Here is a 21,624-nt window from a genome sequence, read left to right as displayed (position 1 = left end):
GCGGCTCGTGAGCCAGGTCCCGGCGGCGGCGAACGTCCTGTCCGTGCTGCGGTGGCTGGCCGCACAGGCCGCGCCCGCCCCGGCCGCCGCCATCGCGCGCGGTACCGGTCTGCCTCGCTCCACGACGTACCACCTGCTCGCCGAGCTGGCCCGGCAGGGCTTCGTCGTCCACCTCGCCGAGGAGCGGCGATACGGCCTCGGCGTCGCCGCCTACGAGCTCGGCCACGGCTGGTCCCGCCAGGCCCCGCTCGAGCGGCTCGCGCGCGCACCCCTGCACCGCCTCGTCACCGCGACAGGCCACACCGGGCACCTCGCCGTGCTCCACGGGAACGAGGTCGTCTACGTCATCGAGGACCGCGCCCCGCGCCGCGCCCCCCTCGTGAGCGACGTCGGCGTGCGGCTGCCGGCGCACCTCACCGCGACCGGGCGCGCCGTGCTCGCGGCCCTGCCCGCCGCGCACGTGCGCGCCCTGTTCCCCGACGGCGACTTCGTCACCCGCCACGGCGCCGGCCCCACGACGCTGTCCGCGCTGCGGGCGCTGCTCGTCGCGGTGCGCGCGCAGGGGTGGGCGGAGGAGGACGGCGAGGTGACGCCCGGGTTCGCCTCCGTCGCCGCCCCGGTCCTCGACGCCGCCGACCACCCCGTCGCGGCGGTCGCGCTCACGTTCCCGGCCGCGGAGGTCGACCCCGCGGCCAGGTCCGTGCTGGCGCGGGAGGTCGTCGGCACGGCGGGCGAGGTGCAGCGCCGGACGCGCGGCGAGGCGGTGGTCGGTGCGGTGGTCAGTGCGGGGCGGCGCCGGTGACGACCGTGCGGTCCGGGTCCCGCGACCAGCCCGAGAACGAGGCCGGCCACAGCCGCCCCGGTGGGAGCCCGGCCTGCTCGCGGACGAGGAGCGTGAAGCACGCCGTCACACCGGAGCCGCACGAGGCGACGACCGGGGTGCCCGGGCCGGCGCCGACGGCCGTCATGGCCGCACGCAGCTGCTCGACGGGACGGAGGCGACCGTCGTCGTCGAGGGCGTCGGTGGCCGGCAGGTTCCGTGCGCCCGGCACGTGGCCCGCACGGGGGTCGACCGGCTCGCTCTCGCCCCGGTAGCGGGCCGGGGCGCGGGCGTCCAGGAGCACCGGCCGCCCGCCGGCGCCGAGGTCGGCGACCTCGGCGGTCGAGGCGAGGAGGTCCTGCGGCCACGGTCGCACCTGCGGCGACGTGCGAGGGCGGTGGACCTCGCCGGTCTCGAGCGGGCCGGGCCACGCCTGCAGGCCGCCGTCGAGGACGGCCGCGCGCCGACCGGTGGCACGCAGCAGCCACACGAGCCGCGCCGCGACCGTCCCGCCCGCGTCGTCGTAGGCGACGACCGTGTCGTCGTCGTCGATCCCCGCCTCGGCGAGGCCGCCCGCGAACCGGGCGGGGCTCGGCAGCGGGTGCCGGCCCTCGGTCGGTGCCCCCGGTCCCGCGAGGTGCCGGTCGAGGTCGACGAACACCGCGCCCGGCAGGTGCCCGGAGAGGTAGGCGTCGCGCCCGGAGCGCCCGTCGAGGTACCAGCGGACGTCGACGAGGACCGGCTGCAGGCCGGACAGGTCCGTCGCCGCGACGAAGGGAGGCGGGCCGGTGACGTGGACGGGCACGACGTCGACCGTAGCCCCGGCCGGGACGTTCGTCCCTGCCCGCGCCGCCCCCGCCGGGCGGAGGATCGTCGTGGGCGTCCGCGCCTCGCGGGCGCCGCGACGAGGCGACCGGAGGAGCACGACCATGGACACCACCACGACCCCGCAGGACACCCGACCCGGTCAGGACCTCGCCCGCCGGCTGTGGGCGGGTTTCCCCTTCCTCGGCGACATGTGGCCCTTCGACGACACGGCGATCACCGGTGACGCGACGTCGGGCGAGGGCGCGACCGGCGGCATCCGGGTCGAGGAGATGCTCGACAACGGCCTGCTCGTCATCCGCGCCGAGCTGCCCGGCATCGACCCGGAGAACGACGTGGAGGTCACCGTCGACGACGGGATGCTGTCGATCCGCGCGCAGCGGGAGGAGCGGCACGAGGAGCGCGACAACCGCACCCGTCGCAGCGAGTTCCGGTACGGGACCTTCGTGCGCCGGGTGCCGCTGCCGCGCGGGTCCTCCGCGGACGTCGTCTCGGCGAGCTACCGCGACGGCATCCTCGAGGTGCGCATGCCCGCACCGAGCCCCAGCCGGACACCGCGACGCGTCGAGGTGGAGCGCGCCTGAGGTCGGCCCCGTCGCCGTCGGCGCTCGGTAGCCTCAGGCATGGGCTCGGGACGGACGACGGCGGCGGGGGCGGCGCGGCTGCCGAAGAAGCGGTACGAGAAGGAGCTCTTCCGGCTCCAGGGACGTCTCGTCGAGATGCAGGAGTGGGTCCGCGCGACCGGCAAGCGCCTCGTCGTCGTCTTCGAGGGGAGGGACGCCGCGGGCAAGGGCAGCACGATCACCCGGGTCACCCAGTACCTCAACCCGCGCGTCGCCCGGGTGGTGGCGCTGCCCGCGCCGTCGGACCGCGAGCGCAGCCAGTGGTACTTCCAGCGCTACGTCGCGCACCTGCCGACCGCCGGGGAGATCGTGCTGTTCGACCGGTCCTGGTACAACCGCGCGGGCGTCGAGCGCGTCATGGGCTACTGCTCCGACGCGGAGTACCATCGCTTCCTCCACCAGTGCCCGATCGTCGAGCGGATGCTCGTGGAGGACGGGATACTCCTGCGCAAGTACTGGTTCTCCGTGAGCGACGAGGAGCAGGAGGCGCGGTTCCGGTCGAGGCTCGACGACCCGATGCGGCGGTGGAAGCTGTCGACCACGGACGTGGAGTCCATCACGCGCTGGGAGGAGTACTCCCGGGCGAAGGACACGATGCTCGTCCACACCGACATCCCCGAGGCGCCGTGGTGGGTCGTCGACAGCGACGACAAGCGCCGCGCGCGCCTCAACATGATCCACCACCTGCTCGACAGCCTCCCGGTCGAGCCGGTGGAGCCGCCCCACCTCGTCATCCCGCCGCGCCCGGAGCCCACCGGCTACCGCCGTCCCCCCATGGAGCAGCAGCGGAAGGTGCCCGACCACGCGGCGACGCTGCTCGGCTGAGAGCCGGGCGCGGGCTCCGTATGCTGTGCGGTCATGGACCCCGAGTCACATCCCAGGCGCCGTGACCGCGTCGGTGACCGCACCGGCGCCCGTCACGGCGGGCCGGAGGGGTGGGAGCGCACCTGATGGACGTGGTGCTCTCGCTCCTTGTCGGCCTCCTCGTCGTCCTGCTCATCACCGCCGCGACCGGCTACTTCGTCGCCCAGGAGTTCGCGTACGTCGCGGTCGACCGCTCGGCGCTCGCCGCCCAGGCGGCCGCCGGGGACGCCACCGCCCGGCGGACCCTCACGATCACCCGCCGCACGTCGTTCATGCTGAGCGGTGCGCAGCTCGGCATCACCGTGACCGCGCTGCTCGTGGGCTACGTCGCCGAACCGCTCATCGGGCAGTCCCTCGGCACCGTGCTCGGTGGCGTCGGTGTGCCGCCCGGTGTCGGGGTCGCGGTCGGGACCGTGCTCGCGCTGCTCGTGTCGACGGTCATCCAGATGCTCTTCGGCGAGCTGTTCCCCAAGAACCTCGCGATCGCCCGGCCCGAGCCGGTCGCTCGGTGGCTGTCGCGCTCGACCGCGGTCTACCTCGCGGTCTTCGGCTGGCTCATCTGGGTGTTCGACCAGGCGTCGAACCTCCTGCTGCGCCTGCTGCGCATCGAGCCCGTGCACGACGTCGAGCACTCCGCGACCGCGCGGGACCTCGAGCACATCGTGCAGGAGTCCCGCGAGACCGGTGACCTCCCGGTCGAGCTGTCGATGCTCCTCGACCGCGTCCTCGACTTCCCCCGTCGCGACGTCGAGCACGCGATGATCCCCCGCCTTCGCGTCGACGCGGTCGGACCGCAGGAGACCCTTCACGACCTGCGCGTGCGCATGGCCGCGGGGCACTCCCGCTACCCGGTCCTCGACGCGGACGGCGACGTGCTGGGTGTCGTCCACCTCGACGACGTCCTCGAGACCGACCGGGCGCACCTCACGGCCGGCGACCTCATGCGGCCCGCGCTCGTGGTGCCGACCCTCATGACGTTGCCCGCCGCCGCCCACGAGCTGGGGACGACACGCAACCAGCTCGCGTGCGTCGTCGACGAGTACGGCGGGTTCGCGGGGGTCCTCACCCTCGAGGACCTCGCGGAGGAGCTCGTCGGGGAGATCACGGACGAGCACGACGAGGAGGAGCCGCCGAGCGCGGAGGAGACCGCGGAGGGCGGCTGGCTCGTCGACGGCGACGCCCACGTCGACGAGGTCGAGCGCCTGCTCGGCACCGACCTGCCGCGAGGGGACTACGAGACGCTCGCGGGCCTCGTCATCGCCGCGACCGGGTCGCTGCCGGAGCCCGGCGAGGTCGTCGAGCTCCCGCTGCCGGAGGACCCGGGCGAGCTCGTCCACGGCGACGTGGTGCCGCCGCGGCTGCTGCGGGCGGAGGTCGTCGAGGTCGAGCACCGCGTGCCCTCGTCGGTCCGTCTCGACCTCGTCGAGCCGGAGCCCGTGGGTGACGACGCGGCGGGCACCGACGACGTCGAGGGAGAGGAGGACCGGTGAGCAACCCGGCCGTCGTCGCCGTCGCGACCGTCCTCATCATCGCCGCGAGCGCGTTCTTCGTCGCGGTCGAGTTCGCCCTGCTCGCCGCCAAGCGCCACCGCCTGGAGGACGCGGCTCCCGAGAGCGCCGCGGCCCGGGCGGCCCTGCGCTCCTCCGCGGAGCTCACCGTGCTCCTCGCCGGCTCGCAGCTGGGGATCACCGTCTGCGCGCTCGCCCTCGGCGCCATCACGAAGCCCGCGGTCCAGTACTCGCTCACCCCCCTCATCGAGGGGTGGGGCGCCCCGCCGTGGCTCGCCGACGTCGCAGGCTTCGCCCTCGCGCTCGTCGTCGTGACGTTCCTCCACCTCGTCGTGGGGGAGATGGCGCCGAAGTCGTGGGCGATCGCACACCCCGAGCGCTCGGCCATCCTCCTCAGCCTGCCGATGCGGGCGTTCATGTGGCTGACGCGCCCCCTGCTCACGGCCCTCAACGACGCCGCCAACTGGTGCGTGCGCCGGGTCGGGGTCGAACCGGCCGCCATGGTCGCGACCGGGCACACCCCGGACTCGTTGCGCCAGCTCGTCGAGCACTCGGCCAACGTCGGCGTCCTCGACCCCTCCTACTCCGACCAGCTGCGGGGGGCCCTGGAGCTGCAGGACCTGCTCGTGCGCGACCTCGTGCGCCCGGACGCCCGGCCCACCTCCGTCGGATCCGGCGCACGGGTCGCCGAGGTGCAGGAGGCGAGCCGACGCTCGAGCCACCTGCGGATCCTCGTGCGGGACGGCGACGCGGTCACCGGTGTGATCCACGTCCGGGACACCCTCGCGCTGCCGCCCGACGCCGGGGTGGAGGGCCTCGTGCGGGCGCCGCTGGAGATCGCCGCCGACACCCCCGTGCACGAGGCGCTGGCGACGATGCGGGACACCAGCACGCACCTGGCGGTCGTCGTGGACGACGGGGGCTTCGCCGGGGTCGTCACCCTCGCCGACGTGCTGCGCCGGCTCGTGCCGGAGGTGGCGCAGGTCGTCGAGCGGGGTGCCGGCCGGGCGGGTCTGCACCAGCTCGGGCAGGGTCTCGCCGGGGCCCGCGTCGCCCGCGCCCCCCACCAGGGTTGAGGGTCCCCACACGCCCCGTGCTACTGGCGGTAGCGCTCGACGACCTGCTCCGGGCGGGCCTCCGCGTCGTCGGGGTCCTCCCCGGCGGCACGCCGGGCGCGACGCTGCCGCAGCAGGTCCCAGCAGCGGTCGAGGGCGACCTCGAGCCGCTCGACCTCCGCCTGCTCCTGCTCCGGTGTCAGCTCGTCCCGTTGCGCCGCCTCACGGGCCTCGTGCTCCGCGCGGACGATCCGGCCGATCTCGGCGAGGACGTCCTCGTCCCTCACGGCCTGCTCACCCCTGCCCGCCGCGCCCGGTGCTGCCCTGGAGCTCGTCGATGAGCTCCGAGGCCTCCGCCTTGGTGAGGCCCTCGGGCACGTCCCGCCCGGCCTCGCGCGCGAGGGTGGAGAGGTAGCTGAGCTGGGGGCCGGTCGCGGGCTCACCGCCCGTGGCCCACTGCTCGACCGGCTTCTCGGCGCTCGTGCCGGGGTCCGGGGTGGCAGCTCCGTCAGGTCCGTCAGGTGTCGCGTCGGTCATGCACCGAACGCTAGGCGCGGCCTCCGACACCTGCCCCTCGGCGCGGGGCAGACTGCGTCCGCCGCGCACCCGACACCCGGAGGTCACCGTGCTCGTCCAGCTGATCGGAGGCGGGTGGGACGACGCCGCCCGACCCGGCGTCTACGGGCCGCTCCTCGACGTGGCCGGCTCCGGCGCGCGGGTCGCGTGCGTCGTGCTCGACGAGGGCGACGGCCACGAGCAGTTCCGGCGCTGGGAGCGGGTGCTGCTGGACACCGCGCGCTGTGAGCCGGTCCCGGTCCTCGTCCCGCCCGGGGGGCTCCTCGACGTCGCCGACCTCGGCGACGCGGACGCGCTCCTCGTGTGCGGGGGGCTGACACCCGCCTACGCCGACGCACTGGTGCCCGCGGCCGGGGAGCTGCGGGCGTGGCTGGCGGCGCGGGACCGGCCGTACGCCGGCTTCTCGGCCGGCACCGCGGTCGCCGGTGAGCACGCCCTCGTCGGCGGCTGGCGCGTCGACGGCGTCCCGGTCTGCCCCGAGGACGCGGGCGAGGACCTCGACGAGGTGGGCGTCGTCGCGGGCCTCGGGCTGGTGCCGGGCTCGTTCGACGTCCACGCGAGCACGTGGGGGACGCTCGGTCGCGCGGTCGCCGCGGTGGCGTCCGGGCGAGCGCGGTCCTGCGTGGCCGTCGACGAGGGGACGGCCGTCCAGGTCGTCGACGGGGACGCCCGGGTGGTCGGCACCGGGGCGGCGTGGGTCGTCGCACGTGCCGCGGGCGGGTCGGTGGCGGTCACCCGCGTCACCGCGGGCGGCAGCGTCCCCCTCGGCGCCTGACGCGGACCCCCACGACCGGTCAGGCGTCCTCGCCGGCCACCTGCAGCAGGCGACCGGGCACCCCGAAGGCGTCGACGAGCTCCCGCGCGTGCGGACGCAGCGCGCCGCACGCCTCGTCGACGAGCCGCGTGAGCTGCCGGGCCGTCGCCCCGCTCATGCGACCGTGCTCGAGGAACCACGCCTTCTCCTGCTCGAGCAGGGAGAGGGCGAACAGGTCGCAGACCTGCTCGAGGACGGCCGCCGCGGCAGCGTCCTCGCAGCGCTCGATCCCCGTGACGAAGGCCTCGAGCTGGACCCGGTCGAGGTGGGCGCGGGCCGCGGCGAGCATGTGCGGCTGCGCGGCGTTCGTCGCCTCGAACGCGTCGCCGTCGCCGGAGCGGGCGTGGCGCACGCGGCGGGCGAGGCCCTCCACGACGTGGCGCTCCCGGTCGACCAGCAGCGCGAGCTGCTGCGCCCGGTCGGTGACGTCCGGCTCGCGGCCCGGCTGCGGCAGCACGTGCCGGGCCCGGTCGAACAGACCGCTCACCACGGTGCGGGCGAGCCCGAGGGTGTCGAGGTCCTCCACCCGGTCCTTGTAGGCGGCGAGGAGGCCCTTGGCCACGAGCTGCAGGAGCACGGTGTTGTCGCCCTCGAAGGTCGTGAACACGTCGGTGTCGGCCCGCAGCCCCGGCAGCCGGCTCTCCGCCATGTAGCCGGCGCCGCCGCACGCCTCGCGGCACGCCTGGATCGTCGTGGTGGCGTGCCACGTCGTGGCGGCCTTGAGCCCGGCCGCGTGCACCTCGAGCCTGCGCTGCTCGTGCTCCGGCAGGCGGGTGGCGGCGGTGGTGCCGGCGAGGCCCGCGACGAGCTCGGACTGCGCGAAGGACAGGGCGTACGTGCGGGCGAGGGCGGGCAGCAGCCGCCGCTGGTGGGCGAGGTAGTCGAGCAGGACCACCTCCTCGCCGTCGGGGCGGCGGAACTGGGCCCGCTCCTCGGCTCGCCGCAGCGCGATGACGAGCGCGACCTTCGTCGCGGTGGCGGCCGCGCCGCCGATCGTGATGCGTCCCTTGACCAGCGCCCCGATCGTGGTGAAGAACCGGGCTGCGGACGACTCGATGTCGCTGGAGTAGGTGCCGTCGCCGGCGACGTCCGCGAAGCGGTCGAGCAGCGCGGTACGGGGGACCCGGACGTGGTCGAAGGCGATGCGACCGTTGTCGACGCCGTTGAGGCCGGCCTTGTGCCCGTTGTCGGTGATGCGGACACCGGGGACGACGGATCCGTCGCGGTCCCGAAGCGGGACGAGGAGCGCGTGGACGCCGTGGCGCTCACCGGCGGTCTCCAGCTGGGCGAACACGACGGCGAGGTGGCCGTCGCGTGCCGCGTTGCCGATGTACGTCTTCTCCGCGTCGGCGTCCGGGGTGTGGACGACGAACTCCTCGGTCGAGGGGTCGTACGTCGCGGTGGTCCGCAGGCCCTGGACGTCGGAGCCGTGACCCACCTCCGTCATCGCGAAGCAGCCGAGGACCTCGAGGTCCATGAGCGCCCGGAGGAGCTCCTCGTGGTGGCGGGTCGTGCCGAGCGCCTGGACGGCGCCACCGAACAGGCCCCACTGGACCCCTGCCTTCACCATGAGCGAGAGGTCGCCGAGGCCGAGCATCTCGTAGACGACGACCGAGCCGTCGATGTCGTCGTGGCCACCGTGCCGGGCGTCGAACCCCAGTCTCTGGTGGCCGAGCGCGGCCAACCGGCGCAGCCCGTCGAGGGTGTGGACCCGGTGGGCCTCGTCGTCCGTGTGCAGACGGGGGGCGAACCAGTCGGCGTCGAGCTCCCGTCGCAGCCGCTCCCGCAGGGCGTGGCGGTCACCGTCGAGCGCCTCCCGGAGCGCCTCGGCGCGCGGCCCGCGTAGGGCCGGTGCCGCCGGGGCGTCCGGCGCGCTGGACGCCGTCCGCTCCTCCGGCGCGTCCGGCTCGTGGGGAGTGGGTCGCGGTGGGGACGTCGTCGTGCTCACGCTGCTCCTCGCCGGGTACCGGTCGGTAACCTTCGAGACCGTAGGTTACCAGCCGGTAACCGGGGCCTCCACCGCACGGTCCGCGCGGCGGCGCACGAGCGCCCACGACACGGCGCCGAGGGCCAGCAGCACCGCGGAGCCGACGAGGCCCAGCGGCCCTGCCAGGACGGGGTGGGCGCCCGGGGTGACGAGGAGGACGAGGGGAGCGAGGGCGTTCACCATCCCGTGCGCCGCGGCGACCGGCAGGACGCTGCCGGTGAGCTCGCGGAGCGCGGTGAGGCACAGGGACAGGGCGACGCAGAACAGGACCATGGCGGCCACGCCCGCGACCGGGTACCCCGGGTAGTTGTAGCCCTGCAGGACCACCGGTGCGTGCCACAGGCCCCATGCCGCGCCGATGGCGAGGTTGGCCCGGACCGGGCCGAGGTGCCGCAGCTGCTCCCACATGAGGCCGCGCCAGCCGTACTCCTCGCCCATGGCGACGAGCCCGTTGACGGTCCAGCCCGCGACGAGGGCGCCCCAGACGCCCGCGAGCAGCAGGACGGCGAACGGCGGAGGTGGTCCGGCCGCGGCGACGGCGGCCTCGCCGAGGAGGGCGGCGGCGCCGGCGACCATCTCCTCCCCGGTCGTCGCGACGGAGCCGACGGCGTCGACCCCCACGAGGTCGGCGGCCGCGGTGAGGACGAGCAGCAGTCCCACGAACGTGACGACGAGGACCGCGGGCGCGAGGAGGAACACGACGACGGCGCGCCAGCCGCCGTGCGGCAGCCGGAAGCGCTCGCGGACGAGCCCGCGCTCGGCGACGAGCGCCGCGACGAACGGCGACGGCATGTAGAGCAGCGCGAGGGCGAGGACACCCGGGACCGAGTCGAGCGACACGTCGGCCCACCACAGCCCCAGCCCCACGATCGTCGCCCAGCCTCCGGCGATCACGAGGAACCTCGTCAGTGTCGGGGTCACGGTCGTCTCCTTGGTCGAGGCAGCGGACCCGCTCGGGCCCGGCGCGGACGTTACGGCGCCACCGGCGCGCCGTCCTCGTCCTCGAGCAGGGTCACGCGTCCTCCTGGAGGAGGACGTCCCTGCCCCGGAGGAGTGACGCCGGAGGGTGCCGAGGAGCATCCTGGTCCGGCTCGACCGGGAGGGGGTCGCCATGCCGTCCACGTCAGCACCTGCGCACGTCCCACCTGGCCACGTCCCGCGGGTGCCGACCCCCCGGGTCGCCGGCCACCCGGTGATCGGATCCGCCCTCACGCTCCGCCGCGACCCGCTGGGGACGCTGACGGCGGCCGAGCGGGTGGGTCCTGTCGTCCGCATCGACGTCGGCCCGCCCGGCTGGCGGCAGGTGCTGCACGGGGTCTTCCACCCCGACGGCGTCGAACGGGTGCTCGTGGCGGACCCCCACCGGCTCACGAAGCAGTCGCCGATGTACCAGGAGCTGCGCCGCGCGCTGGGCGACGGTCTCTTCACGAGCGAGGGGGAGCGCTGGAAGCGGCAGCGGCGGGTGCTCGCCCCGGCACTGACGCGGCGGCGCGTGCTCGGCTCCTACGCCCCCATGGCGGTGACGGAGATGACCCGGGTCGCCGACCGGTGGGCGGCGGCCGCGGACGCCGGGGAGACCGTCGGCGCGCGCGACGACATGGTCGACTTCACCGTCCGCTTCATCGGGCGGGTCCTCGTCGGCGCCGACGTCGAGTTCGCGCTGCCCGTCGTCCGCTCGACGGTGCCCGCCCTCAACCGGTCGATCATGCGTCGCGGGCTCGCCGCCCACCGTCTCCCGTTCGCCGTGCCGACCCCGACGAACCGGCGCATGGCCGCGGCCGTGGAGGAGAACGAACGCCTCGTCGCCGAGCTCGTGCGGCGCCGCCGTGCGGCAGCTGAGGGCGACGACCTCGTGGGGCTGCTGCTGCGCACCGGCGAGCTCGACGACGCCGAGGTCGCCGACCAGGTCATGACGTTCCTGTTCGCCGGCCACGAGACGACGGCGACGACGCTCGCCATCGCGCTCCACCGGCTCGCCGTCGACCCCGTGCTCCAGGAGGCGCTGCGCGCCGAGGTGGACGCCGTCGCCGGCGACCGTCCCCCGACCGCGGCCGACCTGCCGGGGCTCGTGGGGACCGACCACGTGGTCCGGGAGGTGCTGCGCCTGTGGCCGTCGGCACCGTCGACGGCCCGGGTCGCTCCGGTGGAGGACGAGGTGCTGGGTCACCGGATCCCCGCCGGGGCGACGGTGCTGCTGTCGCCGTACGCCACCCAGCGCTCCGCCCGCTGGTGGCCGGAGCCGCAGCGTTTCGACCCCGGGCGCTTCGCCGACCCGCTGCCGGGTGGGCACCGGTGGGCGTGGTTCCCGTTCGGCGCGGGCGCGCACGCGTGCGTCGGGATGCACCTCGCCCTCATGGAGGCGGTGCTCGGGCTCGCGACGCTGCTGCAGCGCGTCGAGTGGACGACCGAGGAGACGTCGGTCGCCACGGACGTCGGGATCGTCCTGCGTCCCGCGGGTCCTGTCCCGCTGGCCGTGCGCCGCCGTCGTCGGGAGTGACGCGTCAGTCGTCGGCGAGCAGCCGGTCGCAGACCTCCCGGCGGAGCACCTTCCCGATCTGCGAGCGGGGGAGGTCCTCGCCGACGACGACGCGTCGCGGCACCTTGTAGCCGGCGAGCCGCTCGCGGCAGCCCACCCGTACCGCGTCGGGGTCGAGGTCCACGCCGTCGTCGGCGACAACGGCGAGCACCACCTGCTCACCGCCGTCCGGGCCCGGCAGCCCGACCGCGGCGGCGTCGGCGACGCCGGGGACCGCCCTCGCAGCGGCCTCGACCTCGGAGGGGCAGACGTTGAAGCCCCCGGTGATGATGAGCTCCTTGGTCCGGTCGACGACGGTGACGAAGCCGTCGTCGGAGCACGTGACGACGTCCCCGGTGCGCAGCCAGCCGCCGTCGAGGAGGACGCGCGCGGTCTCCTCCGGTCGACGCCAGTAGCCGGAGAAGACCTGCGGGCCCCGGACGAGCAGCTCTCCGGCCTCGCCGGGAGGGAGGTCACGGGAGGGGTCCTCCCGGTCGACGACCCGGATGTCGGTGGAGCGGAACGGCACGCCGATCGTGCCGGGTCGGCGCGCCTGCGACACCGGGTTGCCGAGGGTCACGGGAGAGGTCTCCGTCATGCCGTACCCCTCGACGAGCAGCCCGCCGGTGAGCCGTTCCCACCGCTCGGCCGTCGCGGTCGGCAGGGCCATGGCGCCGGAGATGCCGTAGCGCACGGACGACAGGTCGACGCCGCGCTCCGCGGCGCGCTCGGCGAGCCGCTCGTACACCGGGGGCACGGCGGGCAGGAAGGTGGGGGCGCGTCGTCCGACGGCGTCGAGGACCTGGTCTGCGTCGAAGCGGGGGAACAGGATGAGCGTCGCGCCGATGTGGACGGCGAACGTGAGGCACAGCGTGAGCCCGTAGGCGTGGAACAGGGGGAGGACCGCGTAGATCGTCTCCTCGCCCTCGCGCAGGCCGGGCACCCACGCCCGGCCCTGCAGGGCGTTGGCGAGCAGGGTGCGGTGCGTGAGGACCGCTCCCTTCGGGGTGCCGGTCGTCCCGCCCGTGTACTGCAGCAGCGCGGTGTCACCGGACGCCGGACTCGGTGTCCCGGCGTCGAGTGGCGTCGAGTCGCGCAGCAGGTCGTCCCAGCGCAGCGCGCCGGGCGCCGGGCCCGTCATGGCCTGGCGGGTGGCCCGTGCCCGCGGCAGGGGGAGGCGGAGGGCGAGGCGGCGGGTCCACGGCAGGGCGCGGGTGAGGTCGACGGCGACGACCCGCCGCAGCGACGTGCCCTCACCCGCCTCCCGCACGGCGCCGGCGACGCGGTCCCAGACGACGGCGGTGCCCGCTCCGGAGTCGGCGAGCTGCTGGTGCAGCTCGCCGGCCGTGTAGAGCGGGTTGTGCTCGACGACGACCGCGCCGAGCCGCAGCACCGCGTAGAAGGCGACGACGTGCTGCGGGCAGTTCGGCAGCACGAGCGCGACGCGGTCACCGGGCCCGACGCCGAGGTCGCGGAGACCGGCGGCGGCCGCGGCGACCTCGTCGAGGAGCGCCGTCCACGTCGTCGTCGCGCCGAAGAAGTCGAGGGCGACCTGGTCGCCGTAGCGCTCGGCGGCCCGCCGCAGCAGGTCGTCGAGCGGCACGTCCGGCACGTCGACGTCGGCGGGGACCCCCTCCGCGTAGGCGGCGAGCCAGGGACGCTCCGCGGTGGACGTCATCCCGAGACCCTACGGTCGCCCGCCCGGCTGCGCCCTGCCTCGCGCGCCCCGCCACTCCCCGGCGAGCATGCCGTACCCGACACCGTCGTACCACTGGCCCGAACGGTGGAGCGACTCCTGCACCGTGTGGCTCTCCCGTCGCATCCCGACGCGCTCCATGAGCCGCCACGAGGCGTCGTTCGCCGCGAAGCACCGGGCGTGCACCCGGCGCAGCCCGAGCTCCTCGAAGCACACGCGCAGCACGGCCTCGACCGCCTCCGTCGCGTACCCGCGGCCGCGGACTGCGGGATCCAGCACCCAGCCCAGCTCGGCCTGGACTCCCCTGGCGGCCGCGGCGACCTCCGCCTGCGCCCAGGCGTCCTCGACGCGCAGCATGAGGTCGCCCACGACCTGAGCGCCCGCCGACACGACGATCGTGGCGGCGAGCCGCTGCGGGTCGACGAAGTCGCGTGCGTAGGACTCCCGGTCCAGGGGCGCCCGCGTGATCCAGCGGGTCACCTCGTCGAGCCGCCGGTACCGCCAGGTCGCCGCCACGTCGCGGGGCGCCGCGGGGCGCAGCTCCAGCCGGAGGGTGCGCACGGGCCAGACGATGCCGTCGAGGGGGCGTGACACGGTCGGATCCTGGCAGGACCGCCGCTGGGCGACCGCGCCGTGCGGCGGCTGGGGTGGTGCAGCGGTTCCGACGCGGAGCCCGGCGACGGTCGCGCCGGTGTCGCGGAGCCGCCCCAGCAGCCCGTGGAGCGCCGCCTGGTCGACGAGGGTGCCGGACAGGACCGTCGAGCCGTCCGGGTCGTGGTGCACGTCGAGACCGTCGAAGCACGAGGCCCAGGGCGCGTCGAGCCGACCGGTGACCCGGATCCGGACGTGCGGCGACGAGCCGTCCACGGCGGGTCTCATCTCGGAGCGGACCGGGCGAGCGGCGGGTCGGACGCTCATCGTGGGCCCGCGACGCGCCCGCCGCGGACCAGGACGGCCGGGTCGACCGGAGCGGCTGCGGAACGGGTCGACCGCCACAGCGACCAGCCGAGTCCGAGGAGGGCCGCGCCGGCCGGGACGGCGAGGGCGCGGTCGAGGGCATGGGGCAGGACGGGCACCGCCAGCGTCGCGACCGTCGCCGCGACGAGGAGCCACGCGGCCCAACGGGCGAGGACGCGGGCGCGCACCTGCGCGATCCCGAACACGAGGCCGCCGAGGAGGTAGCCCGCGCCCTGGACCGCGTTGACCACGGGCCAGCTGCCGGTGTCGGCGGAGGTCGTCCCGCCGGTCGCGATGGTGAGGACGCCGTCGACGTACTCCGGTGCGCTGCCGGCGACGGCCGGCAGGACGTACCCGGCGACGAAGGCCACGGCACCGATCACGAGGTAGCCCGCCGAGAGGAGCAGGTACCCGACGAGCCCGAGGACGCCCGCCTCGCGGACCTGCCGGAGGTAGAGGCCGGTGACGCCCGCGAGTGCGAGCACGGCCATCAGCACCTTGGTGCTGTTGCGCACGACGAGCTCGGTCGTGGTGATCGTCGTGGCGTCCATGTGGGGGTGGGCGACCTGCACGGCGACGAAGAGGACGCCCGAGGCACCAGCGGCGACGGCGGCGGCCCGGAAGAGGGCGGGGGTGGTGACGGTCATGGTCGGCTCCTGTCCGGTGCCCGGGCGGTCGCCCGAGTGTGACGGGGACCGTAGGAACCGAGCAGGTGAGCGGTCGTCACCACATGTGGTGATCCTGCTGGTGATCTGCCTGGTGATCCGTCCGGCCGGGCGTGGGCGGCCGCCTCAGCAGACCGACCTCGTGGGCGCGCCGCACTGCGGCGGCGCGGCTGCTGACCCCGAGCTTCGTGTAGATCCGTCGGGTGTGGGTGCGGAGGGTGTTGAGGGAGACGTGCAGCGTCCTCGCGATCTCCGGGCCGCTCAGCTCGCCGCGGAGCAGCCTCAGGACGTCCAGCTCCCGGGCGCTGAGCGGCTCCGGCAGCCCCCCGTCCCGCTGGTCCCGCGACGACCGGTCGTCCGGGGCGCCGTCGCGGGCGGGCGGCGATCCGAGGAGGTCCTGGAGGTCCCGGACCTCGCGTGCGTCCCCGTGACGTCCGTCGGCCACGGCGGTCTCGTGCAGCCGCGACAGCAGTGCAGCCGCCGCCGGCAGGTCCGCGTCCAGCCCCGCGCGGGCCCGCGCGAGGTGGAACGCGACGAGGGCGAGGTGGTCGCGGAGGCGCAGGTGGACGGGGTCGTCGGCGAGGGTGACCCCTCGGGCGGCCACGACGGCCGCGGCCGCGCCGAGGTCACCGGCCGCGAGCAGGACCCGCACCCGGGAGGCCGCGACCGGGTGGACGTCCGGGTGGAAGCCGGCGCGGTACGCGGTTGCCGCCTCGTCGAGGAGCCGCAGGGCGGAGGCGTGGTCCCCGCGGGCGGCCCGCACCTCGGCGCTCACCTGGGCGAACCGGTGCCTCGCCTCCGTTCGCGGGGTCTGCGTGCGCAGCGTCGCCGCGGACGCGAGGTGCGAGTCGGCGGCGTCGAGGTCACCGTCGCGGAGCGCGAGGGCCGCGAGCGCCACGTGGAGGTCAGGTGCCGTCCGCGCCCCCGGTACCGATCCGTCGGTGGCCACCCGGAGCGCGGCCTCCAGACGTGCGCGGGCCGGGGCCGCCCGACCGGCCGCGACCTCGATGTCGGCGAGGACGAGGGTCCCGTCGAGGGCGTCCACGAGGTTCCCGGCTGCGCGGAGGCTGTCGACCGCCTGCGCGAACATCGCGAGCCCGGTCCGAGCGTCGCCCTCGGCCCACGCCGCGAGGGCGACGAAACCGGACGCCGCTCCCCGGACGAGGTGGTCGTCGGACCGGCAGAGGTCGAGCGCGAGTCGCGCGTGGTGGGCGGTGCCGGTCACGTCGCCCCTCGCCTGCGCCAGGGAGGCACGGAAGACCTCGAGCGTGGCCGGTGCCGCGAGGAGCTCGTCCGTCGCCGCCCACGACGCGGCGACGTCACGGTCGCGTGCGCCGGCCGCGAGCGCCTCGTCCGCCTCGTCGAGCCGACGGGCCACGAGGTCGAGGTCGCCGGCGACCATGGCCGCCCAGCCGGCGAACATGCTGAGGACGGGGTTGCCGCGGACGACGTCGCGGGGGAGGGCGGCGAGCCACTGCAGGAGGAGCCCGTCCTGCCGCGTGCGCCGCACCTCCGGCAGCGCGAGCTCGACGAGCCTCGCCGCACGGACGTGGTCGCCGGCCGCCAGTGCGTGCCCGACCGCGTCGGGCAGGTGGCCGTGGGAGGCGAACCACTCGCCGGCACGCCGGTGGAGACCGGGCACGAGGTCGGCGTGGTCGGAGCGGAGCCGAGCTCGCAGGACCTCGGCGAACAGGTGGTGGTAGCGGTACCACGTCCGGGTCGTGTCGAGGGGGACGACGAAGACGTTGTCGCGCTCGAGCTGTTCGAGCGTCCGGGCCCCGGTCCGCTGCCCCGTGATCGCGTCGCACAGGGACCCGGTCAGCCGGTCCGCCACCGAGGTCAGCAGCAGCAGCTCGCGCCGGTCGGGGGACTCCTTCGCCAGGACCTCGTCGAGGAGGTAGTCGACGACGAACCGGTCGCTCCCGGTGAACGACCGCACGAACCGGTCGACCTCGGTCTCCGCGGCGCCTCTCACCGACAGCGCGGCCAGCTGCAACCCGGCGGCCCACCCCTCGGTGCGCTGCGTGAGGGCGACGGACTGCTCGGGCGTGACGGGCGTCCCCATCACGCGGTGGAGGAAGTCGTACGCCTCCGCTGCCGTGAGACGCAGGTCGGCGGTCCGCAGCTCGGTCATCTCCCCGCGGCTGCGGAGCCTCGAGAGCGGGAACGGCGGGTCCGCCCGGGTGCTCACGACGATGTGCAGACGAGGCGGCGGGTGCTCCAGCAGGTGCGTGACGACGTCGTGGACGGCGGCTGCGCCGACGAGGTGGTAGTCGTCGAGCACCAGGACCCACCGCCGCTGGGGCGTCCGCGCGCCCTCGACCGCCACGGTGTTGACGAGCTGTGCGGCCGCCTGGACGGGTGAGCCCTCCGCCGCCAGCGTCGCCAGGTCCCCCGCGTCGAGGCCGACCCGACGCATGGTCGCGGCCACGTGGGCGAGGAAGCGGATCGGGTCGTCGTCGCCGGCGTCGAGCGACAGCCAGGCGGTCCGGACGTCCACGTCCGAGTCGGTGAGCGCGGCCAGCCACGCCGCGACCGTCGTCGTCTTGCCGAAGCCCGCGGGGGCGGCGACGAGCACGAGCGGGTGCTCGGCCCGGACGGCGGACGTGAGGAGGTCGTGCGCGCCCGGGCGAGGCACCAGCGAGCGGCGACGGCGCGGCGCGAACAGCTTCGTCTCCAGCACCGGGACCGGCACGTCGGCGATGGTAGGGCCGGGACGGGACGTAGGTCTCGGGTGCCCCGCCCCGGCGACCTGCGACGCTGGGGGACCGGCACGGAGGTGCGTCATGGGCAGGGTCCGGTCGTCCGACACACCGGCGATCGCCGCGCCCCGCACGGGAGGGCGTCGCGAGGCGGTGGACGTCGTCGTCGACGTCCTCGTGGGGCACGGGTTCGTGGCGAGGGAGGACCGTGACGCCGCCGTGCGCGTCGCGCGCGAGGCCGGCACCGGCGCCCGATCGGGCCGCCGGTGGTGGGCGGAGATCGCCGGCTACGTCGGCGGCGCGCTCGTCGTCGCGGCCGCCGTGCTGTTCGTCGCCCAGGAGTGGCCGGACCTCACGCGCACGGGGCGGGTCCTCGTCCTCGCGGTCACGGCCGTGGCGCTCGTCGCGACGGCCGCCGGTCTCGTCGCGAGCGGTGGGGGTCGCGGCGCGGTGCTCGCTCCGGCGGAGGCCGCCCGCCGGCGCCTCGTGGGCGCGGTGCTGCTCGGCGCCGCCGCGGCGACGGGGTTCGCGGTGGGGCTGCAGGTCGCGGGGACGGCCGTGGGGGCGCGTGACGCCGACGTGCCGCCGTTGGTCGGCGTCGTGACCGCGCTGGTCGTGGCGGTGGCGGCGTACGTGTGGGTGCCGGGGACGGTCGGGCAGCTCGGGGTGGCCGCCGCCGCCGTGGCGCTCGTGCCCCTCGCGCTCGAGGTCGTCGACGCGCAGGAGGCGCTGCCCGTCGGGATGACGTTCCTCGCGGTCGGGGTCGTCGTCCTCGTCGTCGCGGAGTCCGGGTGGTGGTGGGACACGACGGTGGGTCGGCTCACCGGCGTCGCCCTCGTGCTGGTCGGGGCGCAGTCCCCGCAGTTCGACCCCGAGCCGTGGCCGGGGCACCTCGCCACCGCACTCGTCGCCGTGGCCGGCTTCGCGCTCTACCGGCGGCTGCAGCAGTGGCCGTACCTCGCGCTGGGCGTCGCGGGCGTCACGCTCGTCGTGCCCGAGGCCGCCCTGCACTGGACGGACGGCTCGCTCGGCGTCTCCGGCGGGCTCCTGCTGGCCGGGCTGACGCTGCTCGTCGCCGCGGTCGTGGGGCTCAGGCTCCGGGGTGGCGGCGCAGCAGCCGCGCGAGGTTGACCGTCCAGCCGACCCCGAAGACGGTCGGCACGAACAGCCGCGGCTCCTCGGCGTCCCACAGCCGGTGCCGTACCCGCTCGAGCGTCGGTCGGCGCAGCTCGTAGGGCACCTCGACGGGCACCGTGCCGTGCCAGGTCCGCTCGGCCTTCGGCCGGCGCAGCTGCTGCCGCACCGCGGCGACGAGGAGGATGACGGAGACGACGGTCAGGAACCCGTCGCCACCGGAACGCTTCTTCGGGGACTCACCGGTGCTCATGAGCGCCCAGCCTGACGTGCGACACCCACGCCGTCGAGGGACGAACGTCCCGTCCGCGGCGCCTCCTCGCCCTAGCCTCGGCCCCGTGCGGGACGTGGGGACGGCGGCGGTGACCCTGCTCGCCGAGCTCGTCGGCATCGACAGCGTCAACCCGGGCCTCGTGCCCGGTGCGGCGGGGGAGGCCCGCATCGTCGAGCACCTCGAGGGTCGCCTCCAGGTCGCCGGCTTCTCGACGACCGTCGTCCCCGCCGCCGGTCGGGACGACCGCCCGAGCCTCGTCGCGGTCGCGCCCGGCGACCCGGGCACGCCGACCGTCCTGCTCAACGGGCACCTCGACACCGTCGGCGTCGCCGGCATGCCGGAGCCGTTCACCGCCCGCGTCGACGGGGACCGCCTCCGAGGGCGGGGGGCCGCCGACATGAAGGGCGGGGTGGCGGCGCTGGTCGCCGCGGCCGAGCACCTGGTGGCCGGTGGGACCCCCGTGCGGCCGGTGCTCGCCCTGGTGGCCGACGAGGAGGACGCGAGCCTCGGCAGCGAGGCCGTCGTCGCCGCGCTGCCCGTGCTGGGCGTCCGCCCGGACGTCTGCCTCGTCGCCGAACCGACCGACCTCGCCCTCTGCCGGTCCGTCCGCGGCTTCGCCGTCGTCCGGGTCGCCTTCACCGGGCGCGCCGCCCACAGCTCCCAGCCGGAGCAGGGTGTCAACGCCGTCACGCACCTCGGCCGGCTGCTGCACGCCGTCGACGCCCACCCGGACCTCATGGTGACGACCGCCCGCGGCGGCACCTCCGCCTTCGTCGTGCCGGACCACGCCGAGTGCCTCGTCGAATGCCGGACGCCACCGGAGCAGGGCAGCGCCGACGCCCTGGCCGAGGTGCGCGCCCTGCTGCGCACGGAGTGGCAGGCGGCGGCCTCGCTGCTCGCGCACCGGGACGGGTGGCGCCTGGACGGCGCGGGACCTGCCGCCGACCTCGCGCGCCGCCTCGGCGCGGCCCTCGGGACGGAGCCGACGTTCGACGCGCCCTACTGGCTGGAGGCGCCGCTGTGGCAGGAGGTGTGCCCGACGGTCGTGTGCGGGCCCTCGGGCGGCGGGCTGCACGCCGTCGACGAGTGGGTCGACCTCCGCCAGGTCCGGGCCTTCGCCGCGGCGCTCGTCGACGTGCTGTCCGGCTGGGGGTCCCGTGCCGACTGACCCGCGCGGTCTGCGGGAGGACGCGCCGCTGCTCGACGCCTGGCTCCGGTTCCGCGAGCGGCCTCCCACGCCGTTCACGATCCCCGGGCACAAGCAGCGCACCGACCTCGTCGGGGACGTCGTCGCGGGCGACGTCCCGCTGTACGCGGGGCTCGACACGATGAAGCTGACGGGCGGGCTGCTCGCCGACGCGGAGGCGCGCGCGGCCCGGCTGTGGGGGGCCGACGTCTGCCGGTTCTCCACCGGCGGGGCGACGCACGCCAACCAGGCCGTCGCGCTCGCGGTCGCGGGCGACGGCGACACCGTCGTGGTGAGTCGCACCCTCCACCGCTCGCTCCTGCTCGGACTCGTGCTCGCGGGCCTGACGCCGGTGTGGGTGCGGCCCGACGTCGACGCCGCGACCGGGCTGCCGCTCGGGGTACCGGCGGAGGCGGTGCGCCGGGCACTGGAGGCGCATCCCGAGGCACGGGCGGTGTTCGTCGGCGACCCCTCGTACGTCGGCACGGTCGGCGACGTCGGCGGGCTCGCCGCGGCCGCGCACGCCCACGCGGTGCCGCTCGTGGTCGACGCCGCGTGGGCCGCGCACTTCGGCTTCCACCCGGAGCTCCCCCGGCACGCCCTCGACCTCGGCGCGGACGTCGTCGTGACGAGCGCCCACAAGACGCTGCCCGCGTGGAGCCAGGCCGCGCTCGTGCTCGCCCGCACGGAGCGGGTCGACGCCGCCCGCCTCGACGCGGGCGTCGAGGCCACGGCGACGACGAGCCCCGCGGGAGCGGTCCTCGCGAGCACCGACGCCGCCCGCGCCCTGCTGGCCCGCGACGGGGAGGAGCTGCTGGGGACCGCGATCGCCGCCACGCGAGCCGCCCGCGACCGGCTCCGAACCGTCGACGGCCTCGTCGTGCTCGACGGCTCCGCGGTCGACCCGCTCAAGCTCACCGTGCTGCTGGCCGGGACGGGAGCGGACGGGAACGCCGTCGAGCGGGACCTCCTCGACGCCGGGCTGCCGGTCGAGTCCGCCGACCGCGACGTCCTCGTGGCGGTCGTGTCGCTGGCGGACACCTCCGACACCCTCGACCGGCTCGCGGACGCCGTCGCGCGGTCGGTCGAGCGGAACCGTCGCCTGCCGCGGGACGTCGTCGGCGCGGCCGTCTACCAGGTGGAGCCGGAGCCGGTCGTGCCGCCCCGCGAGGCCTTCTTCGCCGCGTCCGAGGTGGTGCCGCTGCCGGCGGCGGTCGGGCGCGTGAGCGCGGAGCTCGTGGCCCCGTACCCGCCGGGCATCCCGGTCCTGGCGCCGGGGGAGCAGGTGACGGCGGCGAGCCTCGACGCGCTGGCCCACGCACGGCGCAGCGGCGTGCGGATCGCGTACGCCGCCGACCCGACGCTCTCGACGCTCCGCGTGGTCACAGGCGTGGAGTGACGTGTACCGGGGTACTGCCGGTCC

The 21,624-nt window shown here is 75.9% G+C and carries 20 protein-coding genes; 10 read left to right on the top strand and 10 right to left on the bottom strand.

What is annotated here, in order from left to right; all coding sequences use genetic code 11:
- The first annotated feature begins 7 nt into the window (after positions 1 to 7).
- Positions 8 to 802, top strand: coding sequence for an IclR family transcriptional regulator (locus WAB14_RS08480; RefSeq protein WP_340269127.1), 795 nt, complete (start codon positions 8 to 10; stop codon positions 800 to 802).
- Here the strand turns inward: WAB14_RS08480 and WAB14_RS08475 are convergent.
- A complete protein-coding gene (locus WAB14_RS08475) occupies positions 780 to 1,625 on the bottom strand; it encodes a sulfurtransferase (protein WP_340269126.1) in 846 nt (281 codons plus the stop codon). The two genes, WAB14_RS08480 and WAB14_RS08475, sit on opposite strands and share 23 nt — an antisense overlap.
- Positions 1,626 to 1,749: 124 nt before the next feature.
- Between WAB14_RS08475 and WAB14_RS08470 the strand changes: the two genes are divergently transcribed.
- From WAB14_RS08470 to WAB14_RS08455, 4 genes are all read left to right on the top strand, one after another.
- Positions 1,750 to 2,229 (top strand): Hsp20/alpha crystallin family protein, encoded by a 480-nt coding sequence (locus WAB14_RS08470; protein WP_340269125.1) that lies wholly within the window; start codon positions 1,750 to 1,752, stop codon positions 2,227 to 2,229.
- 39 nt (positions 2,230 to 2,268) lie between these two features.
- Positions 2,269 to 3,093 (top strand): polyphosphate kinase 2, encoded by an 825-nt coding sequence (gene ppk2 / locus WAB14_RS08465; RefSeq protein ID WP_340269124.1) that lies wholly within the window; start codon positions 2,269 to 2,271, stop codon positions 3,091 to 3,093.
- Between the two features lie 125 nt (positions 3,094 to 3,218).
- A complete protein-coding gene (locus WAB14_RS08460) occupies positions 3,219 to 4,622 on the top strand; it encodes a hemolysin family protein (protein ID WP_340269123.1) in 1,404 nt (467 codons plus the stop codon).
- Entirely contained in the window at positions 4,619 to 5,716 is a 1,098-nt protein-coding gene (locus tag WAB14_RS08455; RefSeq protein ID WP_340269122.1) for a hemolysin family protein, read from the top strand. The genes WAB14_RS08460 and WAB14_RS08455 overlap by 4 nt, the downstream gene beginning before the upstream one ends.
- 20 nt (positions 5,717 to 5,736) lie before the next feature.
- Here the strand turns inward: WAB14_RS08455 and WAB14_RS08450 are convergent, their stop codons facing one another.
- Positions 5,737 to 5,982, bottom strand: coding sequence for a DUF2630 family protein (locus WAB14_RS08450; protein ID WP_340269121.1), 246 nt, complete (start codon positions 5,980 to 5,982; stop codon positions 5,737 to 5,739).
- Positions 5,983 to 5,989: 7 nt separating this feature from the next.
- Positions 5,990 to 6,232 (bottom strand): DUF3072 domain-containing protein, encoded by a 243-nt coding sequence (locus tag WAB14_RS08445; protein ID WP_340269120.1) that lies wholly within the window; start codon positions 6,230 to 6,232, stop codon positions 5,990 to 5,992.
- A gap of 88 nt (positions 6,233 to 6,320) precedes the next feature.
- On the opposite strand from WAB14_RS08445, the gene WAB14_RS08440 reads away from it, so the two are divergent.
- A complete protein-coding gene (locus tag WAB14_RS08440) occupies positions 6,321 to 7,046 on the top strand; it encodes a type 1 glutamine amidotransferase family protein (RefSeq protein ID WP_340269119.1) in 726 nt (241 codons plus the stop codon).
- Between the two features lie 19 nt (positions 7,047 to 7,065).
- On the opposite strand, the gene WAB14_RS08435 is transcribed toward WAB14_RS08440, so the two are convergent.
- Together WAB14_RS08435 and WAB14_RS08430 are read right to left on the bottom strand one after the other, a co-directional pair.
- Positions 7,066 to 9,033 carry an acyl-CoA dehydrogenase family protein gene (locus tag WAB14_RS08435; protein WP_340269118.1) on the bottom strand — a complete coding sequence of 656 codons (1,968 nt, stop codon included), beginning with the start codon at positions 9,031 to 9,033 and terminating at the stop codon, positions 7,066 to 7,068.
- A gap of 45 nt (positions 9,034 to 9,078) precedes the next feature.
- Positions 9,079 to 9,993, bottom strand: coding sequence for a CPBP family intramembrane glutamic endopeptidase (locus WAB14_RS08430; protein ID WP_340269117.1), 915 nt, complete (start codon positions 9,991 to 9,993; stop codon positions 9,079 to 9,081).
- Positions 9,994 to 10,234: 241 nt separating this feature from the next.
- Between WAB14_RS08430 and WAB14_RS08425 the strand changes: the two genes are divergently transcribed.
- On the top strand, positions 10,235 to 11,569 hold the full coding sequence (locus WAB14_RS08425; protein ID WP_340269116.1) for a cytochrome P450: 1,335 nt from the start codon (positions 10,235 to 10,237) through the stop codon (positions 11,567 to 11,569).
- Between the two features lie 4 nt (positions 11,570 to 11,573).
- Here the strand turns inward: WAB14_RS08425 and WAB14_RS08420 are convergent, their stop codons facing one another.
- The 4 genes from WAB14_RS08420 to WAB14_RS08405 all read right to left on the bottom strand — a co-directional run bounded on the left by WAB14_RS08420 (position 11,574) and on the right by WAB14_RS08405 (position 17,600).
- A complete protein-coding gene (locus WAB14_RS08420) occupies positions 11,574 to 13,265 on the bottom strand; it encodes a long-chain-fatty-acid--CoA ligase (RefSeq protein ID WP_340269115.1) in 1,692 nt (563 codons plus the stop codon).
- 9 nt (positions 13,266 to 13,274) lie between these two features.
- Entirely contained in the window at positions 13,275 to 14,150 is an 876-nt protein-coding gene (locus WAB14_RS08415) for a GNAT family N-acetyltransferase (RefSeq protein ID WP_340269114.1), read from the bottom strand.
- Between the two features lie 47 nt (positions 14,151 to 14,197).
- Positions 14,198 to 14,887 carry a hypothetical protein gene (locus tag WAB14_RS08410; RefSeq protein WP_340269113.1) on the bottom strand — a complete coding sequence of 230 codons (690 nt, stop codon included), beginning with the start codon at positions 14,885 to 14,887 and terminating at the stop codon, positions 14,198 to 14,200.
- Positions 14,888 to 14,963: 76 nt separating this feature from the next.
- Entirely contained in the window at positions 14,964 to 17,600 is a 2,637-nt protein-coding gene (locus WAB14_RS08405) for a winged helix-turn-helix domain-containing protein (protein ID WP_340269112.1), read from the bottom strand.
- A 91-nt stretch (positions 17,601 to 17,691) separates the two neighbouring features.
- Here WAB14_RS08405 and WAB14_RS08400 point away from each other — a divergent pair, with 91 nt between their 5' ends.
- On the top strand, positions 17,692 to 18,738 hold the full coding sequence (locus WAB14_RS08400) for a hypothetical protein (RefSeq protein ID WP_340269111.1): 1,047 nt from the start codon (positions 17,692 to 17,694) through the stop codon (positions 18,736 to 18,738).
- On the opposite strand, the gene WAB14_RS08395 is transcribed toward WAB14_RS08400, so the two are convergent.
- Positions 18,698 to 18,994, bottom strand: a complete 297-nt coding sequence (locus WAB14_RS08395) for a DUF5808 domain-containing protein (protein ID WP_340269110.1) — start codon at positions 18,992 to 18,994, stop codon at positions 18,698 to 18,700. The genes WAB14_RS08400 and WAB14_RS08395 overlap by 41 nt on opposite strands.
- Before the next feature lie 85 nt (positions 18,995 to 19,079).
- Between WAB14_RS08395 and WAB14_RS08390 the strand changes: the two genes are divergently transcribed.
- Both WAB14_RS08390 and WAB14_RS08385 read left to right on the top strand, forming a co-directional pair.
- A complete protein-coding gene (locus WAB14_RS08390) occupies positions 19,080 to 20,183 on the top strand; it encodes a M20 family metallopeptidase (protein WP_340269109.1) in 1,104 nt (367 codons plus the stop codon).
- Complete coding sequence (locus WAB14_RS08385; protein ID WP_340269108.1) at positions 20,173 to 21,600, top strand: aminotransferase class I/II-fold pyridoxal phosphate-dependent enzyme; 1,428 nt, start codon at positions 20,173 to 20,175, stop codon at positions 21,598 to 21,600. Before WAB14_RS08390 ends, WAB14_RS08385 begins: the two co-directional genes overlap by 11 nt.
- Positions 21,601 to 21,624 lie beyond the last annotated feature (24 nt).

Source organism: Aquipuribacter nitratireducens (assembly GCF_037860835.1).
GTDB lineage: Bacteria > Actinomycetota > Actinomycetes > Actinomycetales > JBBAYJ01 > Aquipuribacter > Aquipuribacter nitratireducens.
The sequence above is the reverse complement of the archived record's forward strand: the minus strand, read 5'-3'. Positions and strand labels throughout refer to the sequence as shown.